This is a genomic window from Nonomuraea guangzhouensis, from assembly GCF_019396345.1.
Taxonomy (GTDB): domain Bacteria; phylum Actinomycetota; class Actinomycetes; order Streptosporangiales; family Streptosporangiaceae; genus Nonomuraea; species Nonomuraea guangzhouensis.
Map to the genome: position 1 here is coordinate 152,083 of NZ_JAHKRM010000002.1, position 21,010 is coordinate 173,092.

Below are 21,010 nucleotides of genomic sequence, written 5' to 3' on the forward strand. Positions count from 1 at the left end.
ATCTCCAAATGTCGGAATGTCCCCCAACTTTCCGCTATCGGAGAGCTCCCAAACATCTACCGGCCGCGCCACAGTCGCCGATGTTTACAGAGTCCTTGTCATGAATGCGCTATATGGGTCAGGCCGATAATCCGCGAACGGCTCGCAGTATTCGAAGCCGAATTTCTCGTACAGCTTCCTGGCGGGCAGGAAGAACTCGTCCGAGCCGGTCTCGAGGCTCAGCCGGGTGAGGCCCATGCGCCTGGCCTCGGTGATGATGTGCGCCAGGAGCAGGGACGCGACCCCGCTCCGCTTGCGCACCGGCCGGGTGCGCATCGACTTCACCTCGGCGTGCTCCGCGTCCAGCCTCTTGAGGGCGCCACAGCCCACCAGGGTGTCCCCGTCGATGACCGTCCAGAACGTGACCTCGGGCTTGCGGAGCGCGTCGAGGTCGAGGGCGTGCTTGCTCTCCAGCGGCGTGATGGACCGCATCTCCTGGAGGTGCTCGTCCAGGAAGGCGGCGATCTCCGCGCCCGACAGGTCATCGACAATGATCTTCATGCCCATATGCGTCAGGGTATCGCCCGGGTTGCCGGGCGATACCCGGCCCGCCTAGTTCACGCGATCGCGGGTCGCCGCCGGGAGCTGGTTGGCGGCCCCCCAGTCGGCGACCCCCGGACCGTACACCGGCCACGGGGTGCCGCCGAGGAAGGCCGGCTTCGTGTCGGTGTAGAGGGAGGGCGGGATGCGGGAGCTCGCGCTGAGCGATCCCCACTTCAGCGTGCTGCCTTCCAGGTTGGCGCCGTGGTAGTGGTCGGTGCCGGACAGCCGGATGAGCGCCAGCTTGTTGCCGATGACGTTCTGCCGGGCCGTCTGCCCGTTGATGCTGCCGAGCTGGTTGTTGGCGTAGTTGCGGAACCAGGTGTTGCCCGGTCCGGTCGCCTCCAGCTGGCCCTGGCCGAGCTTGGAGTTGTCGGCGTACCCCTCGTAGAAGCGGTTGCCCTCCATGAGGTTCATGTAGGCGAACGTCCCGTGCAGGGCCAGGTCGTTGTAGCCGTTGAAGGGGTTCTCCAGGGAGTTGTAGCTGATCACGTTGTGGTTGGCGCCGAGCTGCAGCATGATGTGGTGCCGTAGGTCCCACAGCTTGTTGTCGCTGACGCGGACCCGGGTGGATCCCCAGTTCACGGCTATGCCGTAGGCGTAGCCGTTCTGATTGACGAAGGCGCCGTGCACCCGGTTGCGGTCGATCGAGATGTCCTTGCTCCAGTAGATGTTGATGTGGGAGCGGCCGGACCGCACCGACTCGATGTCCCGGACGAAGCCGTTGTTCACCATGGAGAAGGTCAGGTTGTTGACGTTCTCCAAGGTCGGCTGGTTCACCCGTTCGATGGTCAGCTGCTCGACGCCGGTGTTCTCCACCATGTCGATCTCGCGGACCTTCGGGGCCGACGAGGCCGGGTAGTCCAGGCCGATCTTCATGTTCAGGGTGAGGGTGTCGCCCTGCTTGGCGAGGACCTTGAAGATCTGCGTCTCGATCGGGTAGCCGTACGCGTACCGCCCGGCGTCCTTGTAGAGCTGCACGAAGTCGCCCGCCTGCAGGCCGGAGGCGCCGGGGACGGTGATGGTCGCGCTGCCCGAGGCGGGCGATCCGGACACGGCCGCGGCGTCGCCCGCGTAGGCGCCGCTGAACTTGAGCTCGGCGTTCACCGCCCCGGGCGCGTCGATGAGCAGCCGGGTCCGGGTACGGCCGGCGCCGCGCAGGATGATGTCGCCGGTGGTGATGGTCAGGCTGGTCCTGAAGTGGTAGGCGCCCGGCGGGAAGTAGAGCACCCGCCGGCCCGACGTGGTGGCGATGATCTCGCTGACCTTGGCCGAGGCGTCGATGCCCGCGTTGTCGGCGGGCAGGCCCTTGGTGGTGACGTCGATGGTGGTGAAGCCGCCCGGATCGCGCCACTGGGTGTCGGTCCAGCCGGCCGGTGGGAGCCGGTCGGCCGGGATGTCGCCGGAGTCGGCGGCAGCCGAGGTGGCAGGGGCGAAGAGCAGGGAGAGAACGGTTAAGGCGGCCAGGGCGTGATGGTCAGCCCGCATGGGCGGTTACCTCCTTGGGGATGGAGTCATGCCGGGCCCGCGGGGCCCGGATGTCGTCGGGCCAGGCCAGGCTGATGCCGAGCCGGTCGGTCAGGAGCCGCTGGTAGCCGGTCAGCAGGTGCCCGGTGCCGTGGACCGCCTCCGGCGTGGTCCGCGACAGCGCGCAGTAGGCGGACAGGGCCCCGGCGGCCTCACCGATCGACCATTCGACCGGGTGCAGGCGGTAGGCGCCGTTGGTGATGTGCGTCGTGCCGATGTTCTTGCCGGCGGCCAGCAGGTTGCCGGTGCCCAGCGGCAGCAGGGCACCGAGCGGGATCTGGAAGGGGAAGCAGTCGATGTCGACGTACGTCCGGCCCGAGGTGCTCGGGTGCAGGTCGATGCGGTAGTAGCCGATGCCGACGCTGTCGTCGAAGTGCGCGGCCCCCGCCTCCGCGCCGCGCATCTCCCGGCCGATGTGCCCTTCGGTGACCGTGAACAGCGCCTTGATCCGGCGCGACTCGCGGATGTAGACCTCCTTGGCCAGGCCGTCCTCCGTGCCGGTGACGTCGCCGCGCAGCCTCAGCCCCGGATAGCCGTGGCCGCCGTCCGGGCGCGGCGCCTCGGTCTGCATCCAGTGGACCAGGGACAGGGTCAGCTCGCGCGCCCCCTGGAGGGCGCTCTGGCGGGTCGCGTCGTCCACGCCGAGCAGCGGGAGCTCCCAGTAGTCGATCTGCGGCCAGTTGACCAGGGTGATCTCACCGCCGGGGAAGCCGGGCGCCAGATTGCGGCGGGCGAGGATCCGCCGGTAGTGCCACAGATCGTCGGTGCCGGCCGCCTCCAGGTCCGCCGCGGCCCCGGCGAACAGCGGGCGGGTGCGGGTGGTCAGCAGGTCGGGCACCACGTCGTCCCACGAGAGCTGCGGGCCGGGCCAGCGCGGGTCGACGGTGTCGCGCCAGTGCGCGTATCCCGCGGGCCGGTCGATGGTGTGCTCCTCCCCGGCCCGGTATTCCAGGGCGCAGCACCAGCTGACGGCCTGCTGGTCGAACGGGTCGGCGACGGCCGGGGCGTGCAGCTCGCCGTGGTCCGCGGCGCTCTCGGCGCCGATGACGTACGGGATGCCCGCGAGCTCCAGCAGCTCGCCCAGCTCGGTGGCGTCCACGACCAGCGGCGCGCGCAGCGTGCTCTCGTGGCCGGTGCGCAGGCTGCGCACCCGGACCGCGCCGATCCGGTCGCCGTCGCGGTCGGCGGCGACCGCCTCGAACGGCGACAGCACGGTCAGCGCGCCCGAGGCGATCAGCGGGGAGAGCATCTCCTGGATGACCAGCGCCGCCACGCGCGGCTCGTGGCACAGCCGCGAGACGTTGCCGAACCCCGGGTTGAGGGTCTCCCACGCGCGCGCCTGGTCGGTCAGCGGATAGTCGCGCCGGTAGTGGTCGCGGACGCGGCCGCGCAGCTCGCGGTAGCTGGGCGAGCTGAGCGGCGTCTCGATCCACTGGTGCTCGTCCGGCGGCACCGCCTGGGCGGTGAGCTGCCCGCCGAGCCAGTCGGACCGCTCGACCAGGATCACCCGCTGTCCCAGTCGCGCGGCGGTCAGCGCGGCGGCGGTGCCGCCGAGACCGCCCCCGATGACGACGAGGTCGGTGGAGAGTTCCGGCATGTATCAACCTTTCGGGTACGAGTCAGCCCTTGACGCTGCCGTCGGTGAGTCCGGAGATGAAGGCACGCTGGTTGACCAGGAAGACGGCGATGACCGGCAGCGTGACGAGCACGGCCCCGGCCATCAGCGGGCCGTACTGGACGTTGCCGGTGGACAGGAACCGGGCCAGGGCGAGCTGGACGGTCTGGGTCTCCTGCGAGGAGGTGACCACGAGCGGCCAGAGGAAGTCGTCCCAGACCGCGGTGAAGGAGAAGATCGCGATGACCGCGACCAGCGGGCGGGCCAGCGGGAAATAGATGCGCCAGAAGACGCGCCACTCCCCCGCGCCGTCCATCCTGGCGGCCTCGGCCAGGTGCGGGTCGGCGGTGCTGAAGTACTGCCTGGCCAGGAAGATGTTCATCGGCAGGACGAGGTAGGGCAGCACGACGCCGCCCAGGGTGTCGAGCAGCCCGGTGCCGCCGGTGCCGGTCAGGTCGTTCCCGCCGATCAGCGGCATGCTCTTGGCCATCAGGAACAGCGGGATCAGCGTCACGGAGACCGGGATCGCCGCGGTGGAGATCAGCGTGTAGAACAGGGCGGTCGCGCCCCGGAACGGCAGCAGCGCGAAGGCGTAGCCCGCGGCGACCGCGCCCAGGCAGTTGGTCACCATGGCCACCGCCGTGACCAGGGCGGAGTTGAACATCGCCGAGCCGAGCCGGGCGTCGGTGACGGCGGTGGCGAAGTTCGCCAGGGTGGGGTGCGCGGGGATCAGCCCGATCGAGCCGAACGCGTCCTGCTCGGGGGTGAACGCCAGGCTGATCATCCACAGGAACGGCATGAGCACCAGGACGGAGGCGGTGGCCAGGGCGGCTCTGTTCATGAGCGCCGCCCGACGCCGCGGATGGCCAGGAACGCGAAGGCGATGATGCAGGCGAACAGCACGAACGCCATCGCCGACGCGCTGCCGAACCGGTTGTACTGGAACGCCTCGGTGTAGATCAGGTAGTTGACCGTCGTGCTGCTGCCGAGCGGCCCGCCCCTGGTCAGGACGTAGATCTCGGCGAAGCCCTGGGCCAGGAAGACGATGTCCATGGCGATCACGTACGTGAGCATCGGCCGCAGCCCCGGCACCGTGACGTGGCGGAAGGCGGCCCAGCGCCCGGCTCCGTCCACCCGCGCGGCCTCGTACAGGACGCTCGGGATCGACTGCAGCCCGGCGAGCAGGAGGACCATGTTGGCGCCGAGCGCCTTCCAGATCCGCATGGCGGAGGCGGCGTTCAGCGCCGACCCCTCCTCCAGCAGCCAGCTCTGCCCGGGGTGGCCGAAGCGGGCGAGGATCTCGTTGACCAGGCCGTGCTGGGAGTACATCCACAGCCACACCATGCTGACCGCGGTCAGCGAGACGATGTGCGGCACGTAAAGGGCGGAGCGGAACAGCCCGACACCGCGGAAGGACCGCTTGGCGAGCAGGGCCAGCCCGAGCGCGATCACCACGGTGAAGGGCAGGACGATCAGCACGTACCTGCCGGTGACCAGCAGGGCCTGACCGAATTCCGGGTCGTCCAGCAGCCTGGCGTAGTTGGCCACACCCACGGGCCGCGGGCCGGACCGGCTGAGCGGGCTGTAGCGGGTGAAGCTGAGGACGAGCCCGTACAGGACCGGCACCAGCTGGAAGACGATCAGATACAGCGCGGCGGGCAGGACGAACAGCAGCCCGGCCCAGCGGCGGGACCGCCACCGCCGGGTGGGTGCGCGATGGACGCTCGCGCCGCGTGGCCGGGCCTCGGTGAGCGTGGCCATCAGCCGTTGAGGATCTTCTTGACGTCCGCCGCGGCCTCCCGGAGCGCCTGAGCGGAGCCGACCTTCTTGTTGAGCGCCTGCTCCAGGTGCTTGGCCATGGTGTCGCGGATCTGCGTCCAGCCCGGCACGTTGGGGTTGGGGCGGAAGTGGCCGGCCTGCTGGACGAAGGCCTGGATGACCGGGCTGGCCTTGACGTACGCGCTGCCGGCCGCCGAGACGCGCGCCGGGATGGCCCCGATGCCCTGGGTGTACTCCAGGCTCGTGGCCGGGGAGATCATGTACGAGATGAACTTCCAGGCCAGGTCCTTCTGCCGGCTGTCCTTGTTGATCATCAACCCGGGGCCCGCCCCGCCGACGGCGACACCCTGGGACGCGCCCTCGAACGCGGGCACCGGCATCACCCGCACGTCGAGCTCGGGCTTGGCCTTGACCACCTGCTGGACGATCTGCGGCGCCAGCACGGTCATCGAGGCGTCTCCGGTGACGAGCGGCTGCTGCGCGATCGGCAGGTCCTGGTAGTTGACGCCAAGCTGGTTCGCCACGGCGTCGGGTCCCTGGTAGACGGAGACGAAGTAGTCGAGTGCCTTGATCCCGGCCGGCGAGTCGAACGTGACGTTCTTGCCGTCGGCGCTGACCTGCGCGCCGCCGGCGGAGCCGAGCAGACCGGCGAACGTCTGCTGGCGCCCGATCGGATGGCTGGGCAGCAGCAGCCCGGCATGCGTGATCTTGTCACCGTCGCGCTCGGTCAGCTTCTTCGCGGCCTCCTTGACGGCCTCCCAGGTGGCAGGCGGCTTGCCGGGGTCGAGTCCCGCCTTGGTGAAGTCGCCGGCCCGGTAGGCGATGAGGTTGCCCTGCATGGACAGCGGCATCAGGTACTGGGTGCCGCCCACCTGGCCGCCGGGCAGGGCGTTCGCCAGGTCGTCGCGGTCCTTCTGGCTCAGCGTGGCCACGTCGGCCGTCAGCGGTTCGAGCCGGTCGTTGGTCACGAAGTCGGCGACCGCGGCCGGGCCGTGGCCGAACACGTCGGGGGCCGTCCCGGCGGCGAAGGCGGCGTTGAGCTTGGTCGACAGGTCCGGCCAGTCGAGGAAGGTGACCTTGACCTTGGCGCCGGTCTCCTTCTCGAACCTGGGCACGATGGTCTTGGTGACCAGGTCGATCTCGGTCTGGTTCGTACCGGGGAACCAGACGGCGATGGCGTTGTCGGCGGGCTCGGCGGCGTCCTGCGCGGGGGCTCCGCCGAGCCCGCAGCCGGCGAGCAGCGCGAGCCCGGCCCACCAGGCGTTCCTACTTTTCATGATCTTTCTCCTGATTCGTATTAGATTCGCCTCAGCGGCACTTTCACGGCTCTGTTTCGGTTTCTCTCAGCTGGGCGGGCCGACGGTTCCCGGTGTGAGCGGCGCGCAGGTCACGACCTCGTGCCGGTCCGCCGGTATCCGGCCGTCGAGCAGGCCGAGCAGCAGCTCCACCGCCCGCGCGCCCATCTCCCGCCGGGGCACGGCGACGTGACTCCACCCGGCGGTCGGACCCGTCACCGGTGGCAGATCGAGGCAGGCCACCGACAGATCCCCGGGAATCCGGACACCTTCTTCCGCCGCCGCCACGGCGACGGCGCCCGCCAGCTCAAAGCTCTCGACGACCAGCGCCGTCGTCCCCGCGTCCAGCAGCTCACGCAGCCACCCGCCGGTCACCGCCTCGGGCGCCAGCAGCGCCTCCGGCCCCCGCAGCCGGGCCCGCCCGGCGAACTGGCCGAACGCCTCGCGCCGCTCCTCCTGCGGGCCGCGACGCAGCACACCCCCCAGATAGCCCACCCGCGCATGCCCGTACGACGACAGCTCGTCCACCACGCCCGCGATCGCCGTGGCGTAGTCGGCCGCCACGTACGGCACCTGCGCGCCGGGCACGTCGCGCCGCCCGATGAACACGAACGGGAACCCCTCGGCCGCGAGCCGGCTCAGCTCCTCGTCCCTGCGCTCCAGCCCGAGGATGATCGCCCCGTCGGCGAGCCGCAGCCGGTTGGTGCCCGAGCCGTAGATGCTGCGGGTGCCGTCCTCGCGCTGGGTCGAGGCGAACAGGACGAGGTCCTGGCCCATCTCGACGGCCTTCTCCTCGATCCCCGCCAGGAACTCGTGGTAGTAGTCGTCCGCTCGTACCGGGAAGACCCGCTCGTAGGTGTGCACGCCGATCAGGCCGTTGCGCCCGCCACGCAGCGATCGGCCCGCCACGTCCGGCACATAGCCCAGCTGCCGCATGGCCTCACGGACCTTCTCCCGCGTGGCCGTGGCTATGCCGTACTCGTCGGCTCTGCCGTTGAGCACGATGGACACCGTCGCCTGGGAGATCCCGGCGGCTCGCGCGATGTCCCGCTGACTGGGCTTGCCCTTCATTGATGGACCCTTCTAATACGTATCAGGCACGAAACCACCCGCGCCGCACAGTGTCAAGAGGCAGGACGTTATCGAGCGGCCGGTTTGACCAGGCCGCAGTCGTAGGACAGGACGACCACCTGGGCGCGGCTGGTCAGGCCCAGCTTGGCCATCAGGCGGTTGAGGTGGGTCTTGACGGTGCCCTCGCTCACCGACAGCCGCTCGGCGATCTCCCTGTTGGACAGGGCGTGGCCGACCAGGCCGAGCACCTCGGTCTCGCGGCTGGTGAGACGGTCCAGAGCCGGCGGCGGGGACACGGGGGCCTCCTGCGGCGGGGCGGCGAACGCCTCGATCAGCCGCTTGGTGGCGATCGGGGCCAGCAGGATGTCACCGGAGGCGACCGTGTGGATGGCGGCGATCAGTCGCTCGGGCGGCGTGTCCTTGAGCAGGAAGCCGCTGGCGCCCAGGCGCAGCGCGTTGAAGACGTACTCGTCCAGGTCGAACGTGGTGAGGATGAGCACCTTGGGCGGCGTGCTCTCGGCGGCGGCCAGGATCCGCTCGGTGGCGGTGATGCCGCTGATGCCCGGCATCCGGATGTCCATCAGGATCACCTCGGGCCTGACGGCGGCGGCCAGCCGGACGGCCTCCTCCCCGTCGGCGGCCTCGCCCACCACCTCCAGGCCCGCCGCGCGCAGCAGCGCGGCCAGACCGGCACGGATGAGCACCTGATCGTCGACCACGAGCACTCTGATCATGAGCTCGCTTCTTGGGGCTGATCGTCGGGCGGGGACAGCGGGAAGATCGCCAGCACCTCGAATCCGCCCAGCGGCAGCGGCCCTGCGGTGATCGTCCCCTGATAGAGCCTGACACGTTCGGTCATGCCGATCAATCCGTGACCACCAGAACGGGAGCTCCCGGTGGACGCCGTTCCGTCGTCGGTGACGCGTAACGTCAGCGTGGCGGGACTGTACGTCACCCGGATCTCCACCCTGGCCGGCCCGGCGTGCTTCAGCACGTTGGTCAGGGCCTCCTGGACGATGCGGTAGGCGCACAGGTCCAGGCCGGGCGGCAGCGGCCTGGACCTTCCCTCGACGACCACCTCGAGCGGCAGCCCGGCCGCGCGGACCCGCTCCGCCAGGGGTTCGAGGCTCTGGAGCCCGGGAGTGGTCGTGTACAGCCCTTCGTCCTGGTCGTCGGCCTCGATCCGCAGGATCGACAGCAGCCGCCGCATCTCGGCCAGCGCCTCGTGGGTGGTGTCGGCGATGACCCCCAGGGTGGCGTGCGCGGTGGCCGGGTCGGACAGGGCGACGTAACGGCCGAGGCCCGCCTGTACGGAGATCACCGACATGTGGTGGGCGACGACGTCGTGCAGTTCGCGGGCGATCCGGACCCGTTCGTGGGTGACGGCACGGCGGGCGGCGGCGTCGTGCTCCCTGCGGAGCTGGTCGGCCAGCTCCGCGAGTTGCCCGGTACGCTCCCCCAGCAGCCGCATGCTCGTGCCCGCGCCCACGGCGCCGGCCGCCACAAGGAGCGACTGCCCGAGGGCCGACCACAGCGCGACGCCGGGCTGGTGGAGCCCGGCGTGCACCCACTCCGTCACGAGCAGCGCCGCCCCGGCCAGACAGACCGCCGGGGACCGGTGGGCGGCGACGGTGTAGAGGGCCACCAGCGGGCCCATGTTGTTGAGGACGTAGTGGTAGCCCAGCAGGTGGTAGACCAGCGCCGCCCCGGTGGAGACCACCAGGACGGCGGCCGGCGCCCGCCTGCGCAGGGCCAGCGGCCCGTTCACCAGCAGGCTCAGCGTCAGGGACAAGGCGTCGGCGGGCCGGCCCTTGCCCGGCTCGTAGATCTCCCACAGCCACGTCCCGACGACCAGCGTCAGGGCCAGCGCGCCGTCGAGGAGCAGGGGGTGGACCGCGGACACCCGCCGGACGAGCGATGCGGCGCTGATGTGCATCCGCCACGCTAACTCCGTCACCGCCCGTAGCGCATCAAACCGGAGGTATACCCCGACTGCCGCAGAAGTTGCAGCAGGTCCAGCGGTCGTCCGACCGGCCCATCCCGTAGCAGAATGTCATGGGGGGACGTTTTCGCAGGTGACGGGGAGTGAGACGGCTGTGTTGAACATCAATGGGCCCCGGTCACATGTCATGAACGGCTTGCGGGTCCTCGCCGTCGCGGGCGCCTATTTCGCGGCCGCCAAGGTGGGATTGCAGCAGGAGTTGGTCGGCGGGCAGGTCACGCCGCTCTGGCCGCCGACGGGCATCGCGCTGGCCTGTCTCCTCATCATGGGCGTCCGATTCTGGCCGGGGATCACTCTCGGCGCGTTCCTGGTCAACCTGTCGCTCGGGCCGACCTTGCCCGCGGTCGTGGCGATCTCCGTGGGCAACACCCTCGCTCCGGTGTGCGCCTACCTCATGCTCGTCCGGGCGCGGTTCAGCATTGAGCTGGACCGGTTGCGGGACGCGCTGGCGCTGGTGTTCCTCGGTGCCTTGATCGGGATGGTGATCAGCGCGACGGTGGGCAGTGGCGCGCTCCTGCTCGCCGGTGCGCTGCGGAGCAGTGGCTTCTGGTCGGCGTGGTCGGTGTGGTGGGCGGGCGACGCGATGGGTGTTCTCGTGATCACCCCCGTTCTGCTGGTGCTGCGCACGCTCCGGCCACCGTGGGACGCTCCCCTGTCCCGTTGGGTCGAGGCGGTGAGCCTGGCCGTGGGCACGTTCCTCATCACGCTGGTGGCGACGGTGAGCTCCATCAATCTGCTCTTCCTTGTCTTCCCGTTCCTGATCTGGGCCGCCCTGCGCTTCCAGTTGGCGGGCGCCGCGGCATGCGCGCTGATCGTGTCGACGGTCGCGATCGTCGCGGCCGCCCAGGGTTCCGGCCCGTTCGCCACGCACGACCTCTTCCTCAACATGGTCACCCTGCAAGCGTTCAACGGGACCGCGTCGCTGACCGCCCTGCTGCTGGCGGCGATCATCGCGGAGCGCAATCAAGCTCATGACAAGCTCGAGCAGATATGCGCACGCCTTACTGAGGTCGCCGACCGGGTCGAACGGCACCGGGCCGCGGGCCAACAGGTGCCGCTCCAACAAAGAACGACGCGATAGCCCATCGCCACCAAAGTCGACATAAGCTGATTTTTGCCACATGGGTATGTAAAGCCCTGCTGGAGGGAGCCGCGCGATGGCCCACCAAGAGCCAGCCCCGAGGGGCCGGCGCTCCGTGTTATCAGTGCCGCAGTATGAGGTGATCGAGCGGATCTGTGCGCCACTGTCGCCCGATCAGGCCCGCCTGCGGGCCGTACCCCTGCCGCTGGGCGGGGTGCGCGTATGGGCGGACCTCGCCGAAGCCGACGGGAAAGGGCCGTCCTGGGTGGTGCACCAGCGCATGGCTCGGCAGGTGGCCCGGGTCGGCTGGCACGCCGAGGCCACCGCCGAGCGGGTGCTGGTGCAGGGTTGGAGCGCGGCCTGTCTGAAGCATCGCGTACGGCTGTTGCACGGCGCCCTCACCGGGCGGCTGGCCGACTTCCGGAAGAGCGCCGAACAGGCCGTCGCCACCGCGGTCCGGCTGCACGCCGAGCAGGAGGACGGCCAGGCCGGCCGGACGGCGATCGTCGCCGCGACGTGCGCGGAGCTGAACGAGCTGCTGCTCTGGCCGCAGCGCCTCGCCGAGCTGGACGGCCTGGAGCGCACCTCCCGGTCGCGCCGGCTGCAGCTGCTGCTGGCGCAGGTGACCGGGCTGGAGGCCAAGGTACGCCAGGCCTGTGCCGAGCATGAGCTGCTGGCCCGGGCCGTGGCGGGCTGGGCCGACGACCACCTCGCCAGCGTCGATGCCGAGCAGGCTCAGCAGCGGGCGTTGGACCAGGCCCGCCCCTGGCTACGCGCCCTGAACAGGCTCGCGGGCGGGCCGCCGCCGACCGGCTTCACCCGGCGGGCCTCCGGCCTGGCCGAACGCGTCGCCGCGACCGTCACCAACGGCGACTGGACCGTGGCCGCCTCCTGACGGCTGATCGGCCTAGCGCACGTAGATGTTCGGCTGGGCCGGGGTGGACATGCCGTTCCCGAGGAAGTAGCTCGGGTGCGGCGGCTGGTTGTAGGCGCTGTTCTGCCAGGCGATCGCCACCCGATACTGCGGGTCGTGCATGAGGGTCCACAGCCGCTGCGTCGTGGCGGTGGTGGTGCTGTAGATCCGCAGCGCCGTCTCCGACGTCGTCGGCCAGACGACCTCCTCGCGCCAGTCACCGAACAGGTCCGCGGACAGCGACGGGGTCGATTTGGTGCCGTTGTTGGAGTGCACGCCCGAACCGGTGAGCAGGCGGGTGTCGGCGCCGGTGCCGTACTTGTCGATGTGCGTGCCGTCGAGCAGTTCGCGGACCGGGTCGGCGTCCCACCACACCACGAAGTTGGTCGAGCCGGGCTTGCGGCCGATGTTCGCGCCGGAGGTGTTGTACATCCCGGAGACGGCCGCCGACCACGACTCGGCGCCCGCGCTGCCCGCGTACACGTCGGCGGACACGCCGCGCCCGTTGTCGCAGCCGCAGGAGGGGTTCGTCCAGATGACGGCGCCGGTCCGGGCGTCGACCATCGAGGTGGCGGGCTGGTTGGTGTTCTCGTGCGGCTTGAACACCTCAAGGCCGGAGCGGGCCGGGATCAGGTCGCCGACGTGCAGGGCGTCACCGTGGAACAGCCGGGTGTTCCACCGCGGGCTCCCGTTGTCGTCGATCGCCTCCGAGCCGTAGACGATCTCGTGCCGGCCGTCGGCGTCGACGTCCGCGATCGACAGCTGGTGGTTGCCCTGCCCTTCGTACTGGGAGCCGGACACGTTGGAGTCGAACGTCCACCGCTGGGTCAGCGCCCCGCTGCGGAAGTCCCAGGCGGCGAGCACCGTACGCGTGTAGTAGCCCCGCGCCATGATCAGGCTGGGCCGCTGCCCGTCCAGGTACGCCGTACCGGCCAGGAACCGGTCGACCCGGTTGCCGTAGGAGTCGCCCCAGCTGGACACGGTCCCGCGAGGCGGGTTGTAGGAGACCGTGGACATGGCCGCCCCGGTCTGGCCGTTGAACATGGTCAGATATTCGGGCCCGGACAGGATGTAGCCGGAGGAGTTGCGGTAGTCAGCGGACGCGGAGCCGATGACCCTGCCGGTGCCGTCCACGCTCCCGTCGGTGGTCTTCATCGCGACCTCGGACCTGCCGTCGCCGTCGTAGTCGTACACCTGGAACTGGGTGTAGTGCGCCCCGGCCCGGATGTTGCGGCCCAGGTCGATCCGCCACAGGCGGGTCCCGTTCAGCCGGTACGCGTCCACGAACACGTTCCCGGTGTAGCCGGACTGGGAGTTGTCCTTGGCGTTGGACGGATCCCACTTGAGCACGAACTCGTAGCGGCCGTCGCCGTCCAGGTCACCCACGCTCGCGTCGTTCGCGCTGTAGGTGTAGGCGACCCCGTCAGGGGTGGTGCCGCCGGCGGGCCGCTGGATCGGGACGTCCAGGTAACCGTTGGCGAACTGCGTCGCCGCCGCGGAGGGCGCCTGCTCGACGCCGCCGACGACCGCGCGGACGGTGTACGCGGACGTCGCCGCGGCGCCGGAGTCGAGGTAGTTCGTCGAGTTCGTGATGGGCGAGGAGTTCAGGAGGGTGCCACCTCGGTAGAGGTTGAACCCGGTGCTCATGCTCTCGGTGCCGAGCAGCCGCCAGGACACCAGGTTGCCGCCGCTGGAATGGACGCTGATCAGGCCGCGATCCAGGTTCTCCACCTGTTTGGCCACGGCGGCGGAGGCGACGTTGACGTCCATGGTCCAGGTCAGGGCGAGGACCATGACGAGCACGAGAGAGAGGGAGCACCTTCGTGCGGGAAGCATGCCTGGCTCCAGGGGTGAGGGTTAGTAGACGTAGGGCCAGCCGGCGCTGTCGTAGGCGATGAGGTTGATGCCGAGCAGCGGGGCGCCGTTGTCGGCGTAGTAGTGGTAGAAGAGCACGTCGGCGTCGCTGTCGGTGATCACCGCCTGATGGCCCGGCCCATGGACGCTGCCGTGCCCGGCGAGGACCTGCGTGCCGCCGCCGGAGGTCATGGCGGTGCCGTTGCGGTCGACGTACGGGCCGGTGACGCCGGCCGACCGGCCGACCATGATCCGGTACGTGCTGGACGCGCCCTGGCAGCACAGGTCGAACGAGACCCACAGGTAGTAGTACGACCCGTGCCGGAAGATGAACGGCGCCTCCACGGCCGTACTGCCGCCGGTGCGCTGCGCGATCGAGTAGAGCGCGGTCCCGGAACGCAGCCCGGTCGAGGAGTTGAGCGGGATCAGCTTGATACCGGTCCAGAACGATCCGAACGACAGCCACCAGTTGCCGGCGGCGTCCGTGATCAGGTTGGGGTCGATCGCGTTGTAGCTGCTCGACGAGGTGGTGGAGATGACCAGCCCCTGGTTGGCCCACGTACCCGAGGCGCCGGTGGCACTGGTGGCCAGGAAGATCGCCGAGTTGCGGGAGCCGAACGTGGAGGCGGCGTAGTACATGTAGTACTTGCCGTTGTGGCGGGAGATGTCCGGCGCCCACAGGCTGGCGCCGCCCCCGGTGTACGGCAGTGTCCATGACGCGCCACCGGGGAAGGCCACACCCGCGTCCCGCCAGGCCGTGCGGTCGGTGGACGTCTTGAGGGCGATGTTGTTACCGGTGTTCGCCAGGAGGTAACCGCTCGACGTCTTCACGACCGCCGGATCGTGCACGCCGATGCTGCCGGTCACGTACCCGGGATTGGGATAGGCCGCGGCATCGGCCGGACGGACGGAGATCACCGCCACCACCACCAGCACGGTCACCAGGGAGATGATGGATCGCGCCATGTGCCACCTCGCTGTTATCGCTAACACTTGAGGGGATCGCCGGTGAGTCTGCTCGGCCGTACGGGGAGCGTCAAGGCGCGGACCCGGGGGCTCCGGGTCTTCCCGGGTCATCTCGGGTGCGGCCGGTGAAACGTTCACACCGTGGATCAGTGGGGACGGCGTCCTCCGGAGCTCCGTAATATGACCAGCGCTCCCCCGTACGCCACGCCGTACCAGGCGGGCAGCCAGGCACCCCCGACCACGGCGGCGGCGAGGCTGATCGCCGAGACCGTGGCGAGCAGCAGGACGGCGGCGGTCCGCTCCCGTGCCGCCAGTGCCGCCAAGGCGGCTCCGCCCAGGACGCCCGAGGCGGCCAGGAGATCCAGCACCAACCACGCGTCCAGCAGGCCGGCCCGCGTCAGCAGGTGGAGCAGCGGGAGCGGCAGCGACGGTGTCCAGATCCAGGTGAGCCCGCCGGCCAGGTTGACCACCGACGGGAGCACCAGCAGCAGCGGCACCGCCCACCGGAGCAGACGGGCCGGACCGCCGTTCAGGGCCGTACTCCGGGCTTGTCGGTGATGCCGATGGCGAGGCGGACGGAGAGGGTCAGGATCGTCCCCTTCTTGATCGTGTGGGAGCCTCCTCCCAACGTAACGATCTTCTGATCCCCGTTCATGGTGACGCCTCCCGCAGGGGACGTGTAGTCGGCGATGGCGACGGCGCGCTCGCCCAGGTACGTGTAGGTGGTCCGGTCGAGCAGGAGCTCGTGACCCACCCAGCCGTCTTCGATGGCGCCGACGGCCAGCGCCGGACGTCCGGCGACGTCTACGGCGTCCGGGTTCACCGTCACCCCGGGGATCTTGGCCATCGCCTGGTAGACGGCCGCCTCCTGGGCCGGGGGGACGAGGTTGTTGTTGAGCAGGGAGCCGAGCGTCCTGTAGGCGATGACATCCCGCTTTTCGCCCTGATCGCCGAGGTTTCCGTACAGCCAGGCCAGGAGCGCGTCGGGATCCGTCGGCAGCGCCGCCACCTTGGCGAAGCTGGTGGGGGGCATGCCACCTCCGGTGGGCGAGCGGACCATCTTGCCACCTTCTAAGGTGACCAATACCTTGCCGTCGGCCCGCGTCCAGGCTCGATCCACGCTGGTCTCCAGTGGCGTCTCCGGAGTCTGCACCTCGCCTAGGGCGGCATTGCCGACCCCCTGGATGCGCGTCTCCATGTAGATCCATTGGTCCGGGCGGGGCGCGGTGAAGGGCCGGTCCCGGGCGACGGCGGCCGCCTTGCGGAGCAGTACCTGCGCGTTGGCGGCCGGCATCTCCAGGCCGGGGACGATCGGGCGCTGCGCGCCGACTCCCCCGGGGTTCCCGACGACCACGGCGACCGCCGTGATCGCGACGGCCAGCGCTCCCACCCCGAGAACGCGCCCGCCCGCGCGAGGCAGGCGGAAGCGGCGCGCACGCCGGGGAACCGCCGCGGCGACCTCCTGGAGGAGCGCGCCCCTGGCGGCGGAATAGGTGTCACGGGACGGCGGGGCGGGCTCGGGCCAGGTCCGGCGCAGGGCGTCCAGATCGGCGTCCGGGTGTTCGTTCATGATCAACTGCCCTTCCTGGTGAGTGCCGGGTCCAGCGCGGCGCGGATCTTCGTACGGGCCCGGTGGAGCCGGGACCGGACCGTGCCCGCCGCGACGCCGAGCGCCTTGCCCGCCTCTTCGGAGGTCAGGTCGGCCCAGGCGACCAGCAGCAGCACGTCGCGTTCGGCGGCGGGCAGCTTGGCCAGCGCCGTCGCCAGCCGAGGGCGGTCCGCCAGCTCACCGGCGATCCGGTCGGCGTGGTCCGCGCTGCTCTCCTCGACACCGGCCCTGGCCAGCGCGCGGTACTGCCGGACCTCGGCCCGGTGATGGCGGGAGATCAGGTTCGAGGCGATCCCGTACAGCCAGGGCCGGGCGTCCGGCCGGGACAGGTCGTAGGTGTCACGCCGGCCGAACGCGATCAGGAACGTCTCGGCGGCGATGTCGTCGGCCAGGGGCCGGGTGAGCCGCCGCTCGGCATAGCCGTGGATCGGCGCGTGGTAGCGGTCGAACAGCTCGGCGAAGCACTCCGGCTCCCGTAAGGACCGCTCGATGATCGCGGCGTCCTCCACCCGCTCGATGATCGCGGCGTCCTCCACCCGCTCGTTGATCGCGGTGTCCTCCGCCCGTTCCGTCATCGGGGCCATGTCTTAGCTCTTCGCGTCATCGCCTGTCTTCCGTAGCGGGGATCGGTCCCCTCTCCTTCACCGATCACCCCAAAAGTGTTCGCTCCGCATGCCCGGCGTCAGTAATGCTGGGGAACCATGAGACTTCTGTCGGTGAACGTCGGCCGCCCCATGCCCGTGGACTACACCGATGCCCCGGGAGGGATGACGGGCATCGACAAGCGCCCGGTGGCTGGGCCGGTCCAGGTGTCGCCCGTCGGCCCCAAGGGCACGGTGGGCGGTGGCGTGGCCGGGGACGCCGTCTGCGACCGCCGCCACCACGGCGGCAGTGACCGGGCGGTGTACGCGTTCGCGCGCGAGGACCTGGACGCCTGGGAGCAGGCCCTCGGCCGTACGCTCGCCAACGGCGCCTTCGGCGAGAACCTCACCACGTCCGGGCTGGACGTGACCGAGGCGCTGATCGGCGAACGCTGGCAGGTGGGCTCCGACCTGGTGGTCGAGGTGACCGCCGGCCGGATTCCCTGCCGCACCTTCGCGGGGTGGGTCGGCGAGCGGGGCTGGGTGAAGCGGTTCATCGAGGTGGGCCGCACCGGCGCGCTGCTGCGGGTGATCGCGCCGGGAGAGATCCGCGCGGACGACCCGATCACCGTCGTCCACCGCCCCGACCACGACATCACCGCGGCTCTGCTGCTCCGCGCCGCCACCACGGAGCGCCACCTGCTCCCGCGCACGCTGGCCGCCGCCGAGTGGATGGAGTCCGAGCTCCTGCACACCGCCCGTACATATACGGAAAAGTACGGATGAGAGAGGGCCTCGGTTACGGACCTTCCATACCCGGGCGGCGCGGCAACCTCGCCGCTGGACGCCGTGCCCGGCCGGGTCGGCCGGGCACGGCGGTCGGTCAGGTGCGGGTCGTGAGTGCGAAGATCTTGACGTTGGGCACGGCGGGGCTGGTGAACGAGACCGTCTCGCGGACCGCGTCCACCGGCACGGACACCCGCCAGATATTCACCTTGCGACCGTCCGCGGTGTTGTTGATGTTGTAGCGGGTGTCGGCCGTGATCGCCGCCTCCTCGCCGAAGCGAGGCGCCGCGCTCGCCCAGTCGGTCACCTTCAGCGGCGCCGTGGCGGTCGTACCGTCCGCGTAGGCGATCGTGAGCTCGGTCTGCTGGTCGCCGTTCACGGCCGTGACCAGCAGGTCGAGCGCCTGGTAGCGGCCCGGCGTGAGGTAGGTGCGCTGGCCGCGCAGGCTGTGGAAGTTGCCCGCCGTCCCCTTGGTCTCCGGGATCAGGTAGGTGCCGCCCGACACGGTACGCAGGCCCGGCTCGGGCAGCTGCTCGGCGGGGAAGCTCCAGCCCTTGCCGTCCAGGTTGCCCTGAGCTCTGGCATCCGTGGTGGCCACGCCGTCCACGTCGTACTGGAGTCTCTGGGCGCACGAGGAGCCGGACGGCTCGCATGCGGCGGGCAGGTTGGGGATCGGGGCGCCGGCCGAAGGGACACGGTCGACGGGGAGGTCGCCTGATCCGGTCGCCCACGAGGTGCCGGGGGTGGCGCCGACGTTCACCACGACGTCGCCGCCCTGGTTGAGCAGGGACTCCGGAAGCCAGGAGCGGGTGTACGCCTTGCCGTTGACCGTCACGTCCTGGACGTAGACGGCTTCGGGGGCGGCCTGCGGGGCGCTCACGGTGATCGTGCGATCGTTGCCGCGCTTGATCCACGCCTTCGGGAACATGGGGCTGGACAGCAGCATCTCGGCCCTGCTCGGCGTCTGGGGGTACATGCCGAGCGCGGCGAAGACGTACCAGGCGGACATGGTGCCGAGGTCGTCGTTGCCGGGCAGGCCGCCGGGCCCGGTCCGGTACACGAGGGACGCCATCGCGCGTACCGTCTCCTGGGTCTTCCAGGGCCGGCCGAGCGCGTTGTAGAGCCATGGGATGTGGATGCCGGGCTCGTTCGTCGGGTCATAGCGGAAGCCGTCGCCGCCGGTCGCCCACGAGCCGTCGGCCCGGTGGAAGAACGTGTCGAGCCGCTTGGCCGCCTGCTCCTTGCCGCCCATGGCTGCGGCCAGCCCGGAGACGTCGTGCTGGACCATCCAGGTGTAGGTGGCGCTGGTGCCCTGGGCGAAACCGGCGTCGGAGGTCGCCGAGAACGGCCACAGCCAGCTGCCGTCGGCCTTGCGCGCCTGCTGGTAGCCGCCCTCCTGACCGGCCGACGGGTTGAACGTGTTGCGCCACCAGCTCGCCCGCGGCATCAGCAGGTCGCGCTCCGCGTCGCGGCCGAGCCGTCCTGCCCAGTCCGCGAGCGCGAAGTCGGCGGTCGCGTCCTCCAGCGTCTCCGCGGCGCCGCCCCAGCAGTGGCAGGTGTCCTGCGGCGCGTACCCGAGCCGCAGGTACTCGGCCAGGTTCGGGCGCTGGCCCTCGCACTGCCCCGGGCACCCCTTGTCGGACAGGCCGGACGGGTGCGGCACGGTCGCCTGCTTCACCAGGGAGTCGAAGGCCCCGCGTACGTCGAAGTCGCGCACGCCGAGCGCGTGGAAGCCGGCGAGCACGGGGGCCGACGGGTCGCCGGTCATGACATGGGTGGGGCCGTTGACGTGTACCCAGCGGTCCCAGACGCCGCCATTCTGCCGCGCCAGGTTGTACAGGGACTGGGCGTAGTCGCCGGCCACCCGCGGTTCGAGCAGCGCCAGGAGCTGGGTGTGCGCGCGGTACTGGTCCCAGCCGGAGAAGTTGCCGTACTGGACGCCCTGCCCACGGGCCAGCCGGTGGACCTTCTGATCGCTGCCGAGGTAGGTGCCCGCGACGTCGCTGGTCACGTTGGGCTGCAGGTAGGAGTGGTACATCGCGGTGTAGAACGTGGTCAGCTGGTCCGCCGAGCCGCCGGCCACCTCCACCGAGCGCAGCCGCTCGTTCCAGGCGCGGGTGGACCGGCCGGCGACGGACGCGACGTCGTCCCGCTCGGAGACCTCCTTGGCCAGGTTCTGCTCGGCCGCCGCCAGGCTGGTGTAGGAGATGCCGACCTTCATGCGGACGTCGGTGTCGGCGAAGGTGACGTACCCGCCGGAGCCGCGGCCCGCGCGGTCGGCGCCCGTGGCGTAGCCCTCGCCGCCGCTCGCCGCCGTCGTGCCCGGGCGCAGGTCGCCGTTCACCCAGGTGCCGGTGCCGGAGAAGGCGCGGTCGAACGAGGCGGCGAAGTGCAGCCGGTAGTAGCTCTTGCGGTTGTTGACGCCGCCGTTGGCCCGGCGGCCGCAGAACGCGCCGGTCAGCACCGAGCCGGTGACCTTACGCGCGGCGGAGTCGATCGTGATCTCGGCGTCCTCGCTGCCGTTGAGCGAGTTGGACACCCGGAACAGCAGGCTGGCCGGCGAGCTCTTGGGGAAGGTGAACTCGCCCACACCCGCGCGGGTCGTGACCGCGAGGTCGGCCTTGACGCCGGAGTCCAGCGTGACCATGTACCGGCCGGGCCGCGCGCTCTCGTTGTCGTGGCTGAACGTGCTCGCGTAGACGGCGTCCTTCGTGTCCGCGGTCGGCGACGACGTGACCTCGCCGGCGAACGGCATGATCGGGATGTCGCCGGCGGCCCCCGGATGGCAGCCCGCGCCGTTGACGTGGGTGAGCGCGAAGCCCCGCACGCGGGGCGTGTTGTAGGAGTAGCCGTTGGCTCCGGCGGCGTTGGTCTGGTCGCCCGCGGTGTTGGTCGGGCTCCACGAGATCATCCCGAACGGCATGACGGCGCCGGGATAGGTGTTGCCGCCGTTGGCCGAGCCGATCAGCGGATCGACGTGGCGTACGGGATCGGTGACCTTGGCGGGACCGGTGACCTTGGCAGGGGATTGGGCCGCGGCCGCCGGGACGGCGACGGCCGTGCTGAGCATCGCGCCGATGACCGCGGCGGCCAGCCACGAAGGGGGAGAGAACACCTCGCGATCACACCTTCTCCCGCTAACTGAGCCATGAACACTCACGTAAGACCAAGAGTATGGACAAACAATCTCGGAGCGGGACCTTGTTCAGTGGACGCCGAGGACGCGGCCAACGGTGAGACGCAGCCGAACCTCACACCACAGATGACGGCCAGCGTTTCGGACATTTCCTCAGACGCAATGCCTTGACCGTATCTAGGGTGGTCGGTAATGATCAGCGCCGACGCTGCGGCA

18 protein-coding genes are annotated in these 21,010 nt (G+C 70.4%); 3 read left to right on the forward strand and 15 right to left on the reverse strand.

Going from position 1 to position 21,010, the window contains the following annotated elements:
* Positions 1-84: 84 nt before the first annotated feature.
* The 9 genes from KME78_RS03690 to KME78_RS66985 form a co-directional block, all read right to left on the reverse strand.
* Positions 85-540 carry a GNAT family N-acetyltransferase gene (locus tag KME78_RS03690; protein ID WP_246650379.1) on the reverse strand — a complete coding sequence of 152 codons (456 nt, stop codon included), beginning with the start codon at positions 538-540 and terminating at the stop codon, positions 85-87.
* Positions 541-591: 51 nt separating this feature from the next.
* The gene (locus KME78_RS03695) at positions 592-2,067 is read right to left on the reverse strand and encodes a right-handed parallel beta-helix repeat-containing protein (RefSeq protein WP_219527313.1); all 1,476 of its coding nucleotides are present in this window, start codon (positions 2,065-2,067) and stop codon (positions 592-594) included.
* The gene (locus tag KME78_RS03700) at positions 2,057-3,703 is read right to left on the reverse strand and encodes an FAD-dependent oxidoreductase (RefSeq protein WP_219527314.1); all 1,647 of its coding nucleotides are present in this window, start codon (positions 3,701-3,703) and stop codon (positions 2,057-2,059) included. Before KME78_RS03700 ends, KME78_RS03695 begins: the two co-directional genes overlap by 11 nt.
* A 22-nt stretch (positions 3,704-3,725) precedes the next feature.
* Positions 3,726-4,562: a carbohydrate ABC transporter permease gene (locus KME78_RS03705; RefSeq protein ID WP_219527315.1), complete on the reverse strand. Its 837-nt coding sequence runs from the start codon at positions 4,560-4,562 to the stop codon at positions 3,726-3,728.
* Positions 4,559-5,482, reverse strand: a complete 924-nt coding sequence (locus tag KME78_RS03710; protein ID WP_219527316.1) for a carbohydrate ABC transporter permease — start codon at positions 5,480-5,482, stop codon at positions 4,559-4,561. The genes KME78_RS03705 and KME78_RS03710 overlap by 4 nt, the downstream gene beginning before the upstream one ends.
* Positions 5,482-6,777, reverse strand: coding sequence for an ABC transporter substrate-binding protein (locus KME78_RS03715; RefSeq protein ID WP_219527317.1), 1,296 nt, complete (start codon positions 6,775-6,777; stop codon positions 5,482-5,484). Before KME78_RS03715 ends, KME78_RS03710 begins: the two co-directional genes overlap by 1 nt.
* A gap of 66 nt (positions 6,778-6,843) precedes the next feature.
* Entirely contained in the window at positions 6,844-7,866 is a 1,023-nt protein-coding gene (locus KME78_RS03720) for a LacI family DNA-binding transcriptional regulator (protein WP_219527318.1), read from the reverse strand.
* Between the two features lie 68 nt (positions 7,867-7,934).
* Positions 7,935-8,600, reverse strand: a complete 666-nt coding sequence (locus KME78_RS03725; RefSeq protein WP_219527319.1) for a response regulator — start codon at positions 8,598-8,600, stop codon at positions 7,935-7,937.
* On the reverse strand, positions 8,597-9,823 hold the full coding sequence (locus KME78_RS66985; protein ID WP_219527320.1) for a sensor histidine kinase: 1,227 nt from the start codon (positions 9,821-9,823) through the stop codon (positions 8,597-8,599). Before KME78_RS66985 ends, KME78_RS03725 begins: the two co-directional genes overlap by 4 nt.
* Before the next feature lie 172 nt (positions 9,824-9,995).
* On the opposite strand from KME78_RS66985, the gene KME78_RS03735 reads away from it, so the two are divergent.
* Positions 9,996-10,949: an MASE1 domain-containing protein gene (locus tag KME78_RS03735; RefSeq protein WP_219527321.1), complete on the forward strand. Its 954-nt coding sequence runs from the start codon at positions 9,996-9,998 to the stop codon at positions 10,947-10,949.
* A 124-nt stretch (positions 10,950-11,073) separates the two neighbouring features.
* Positions 11,074-11,844, forward strand: coding sequence for a hypothetical protein (locus tag KME78_RS03740; RefSeq protein ID WP_219527322.1), 771 nt, complete (start codon positions 11,074-11,076; stop codon positions 11,842-11,844).
* A 12-nt stretch (positions 11,845-11,856) separates the two neighbouring features.
* Here the strand turns inward: KME78_RS03740 and KME78_RS03745 are convergent, their stop codons facing one another.
* The 5 genes from KME78_RS03745 to KME78_RS03765 all read right to left on the reverse strand — a co-directional run bounded on the left by KME78_RS03745 (position 11,857) and on the right by KME78_RS03765 (position 16,875).
* Complete coding sequence (locus KME78_RS03745; protein ID WP_246650437.1) at positions 11,857-13,656, reverse strand: rhamnogalacturonan lyase; 1,800 nt, start codon at positions 13,654-13,656, stop codon at positions 11,857-11,859.
* A gap of 63 nt (positions 13,657-13,719) precedes the next feature.
* The gene (locus KME78_RS03750) at positions 13,720-14,682 is read right to left on the reverse strand and encodes an arabinan endo-1,5-alpha-L-arabinosidase (protein WP_219527324.1); all 963 of its coding nucleotides are present in this window, start codon (positions 14,680-14,682) and stop codon (positions 13,720-13,722) included.
* Between the two features lie 146 nt (positions 14,683-14,828).
* Entirely contained in the window at positions 14,829-15,179 is a 351-nt protein-coding gene (locus KME78_RS03755) for a hypothetical protein (protein ID WP_219527325.1), read from the reverse strand.
* Between the two features lie 32 nt (positions 15,180-15,211).
* Positions 15,212-16,252 (reverse strand): CU044_5270 family protein, encoded by a 1,041-nt coding sequence (locus KME78_RS03760; protein ID WP_219527326.1) that lies wholly within the window; start codon positions 16,250-16,252, stop codon positions 15,212-15,214.
* Between the two features lie 2 nt (positions 16,253-16,254).
* On the reverse strand, positions 16,255-16,875 hold the full coding sequence (locus KME78_RS03765) for an RNA polymerase sigma factor (protein ID WP_246650380.1): 621 nt from the start codon (positions 16,873-16,875) through the stop codon (positions 16,255-16,257).
* 117 nt (positions 16,876-16,992) lie between these two features.
* Between KME78_RS03765 and KME78_RS03770 the strand changes: the two genes are divergently transcribed.
* On the forward strand, positions 16,993-17,658 hold the full coding sequence (locus KME78_RS03770) for an MOSC domain-containing protein (RefSeq protein WP_219527327.1): 666 nt from the start codon (positions 16,993-16,995) through the stop codon (positions 17,656-17,658).
* A gap of 97 nt (positions 17,659-17,755) precedes the next feature.
* Here KME78_RS03770 and KME78_RS03775 read toward each other — a convergent pair whose 3' ends face one another.
* On the reverse strand, positions 17,756-20,773 hold the full coding sequence (locus KME78_RS03775) for a GH92 family glycosyl hydrolase (RefSeq protein WP_308126798.1): 3,018 nt from the start codon (positions 20,771-20,773) through the stop codon (positions 17,756-17,758).
* Positions 20,774-21,010: the final 237 nt, after the last annotated feature.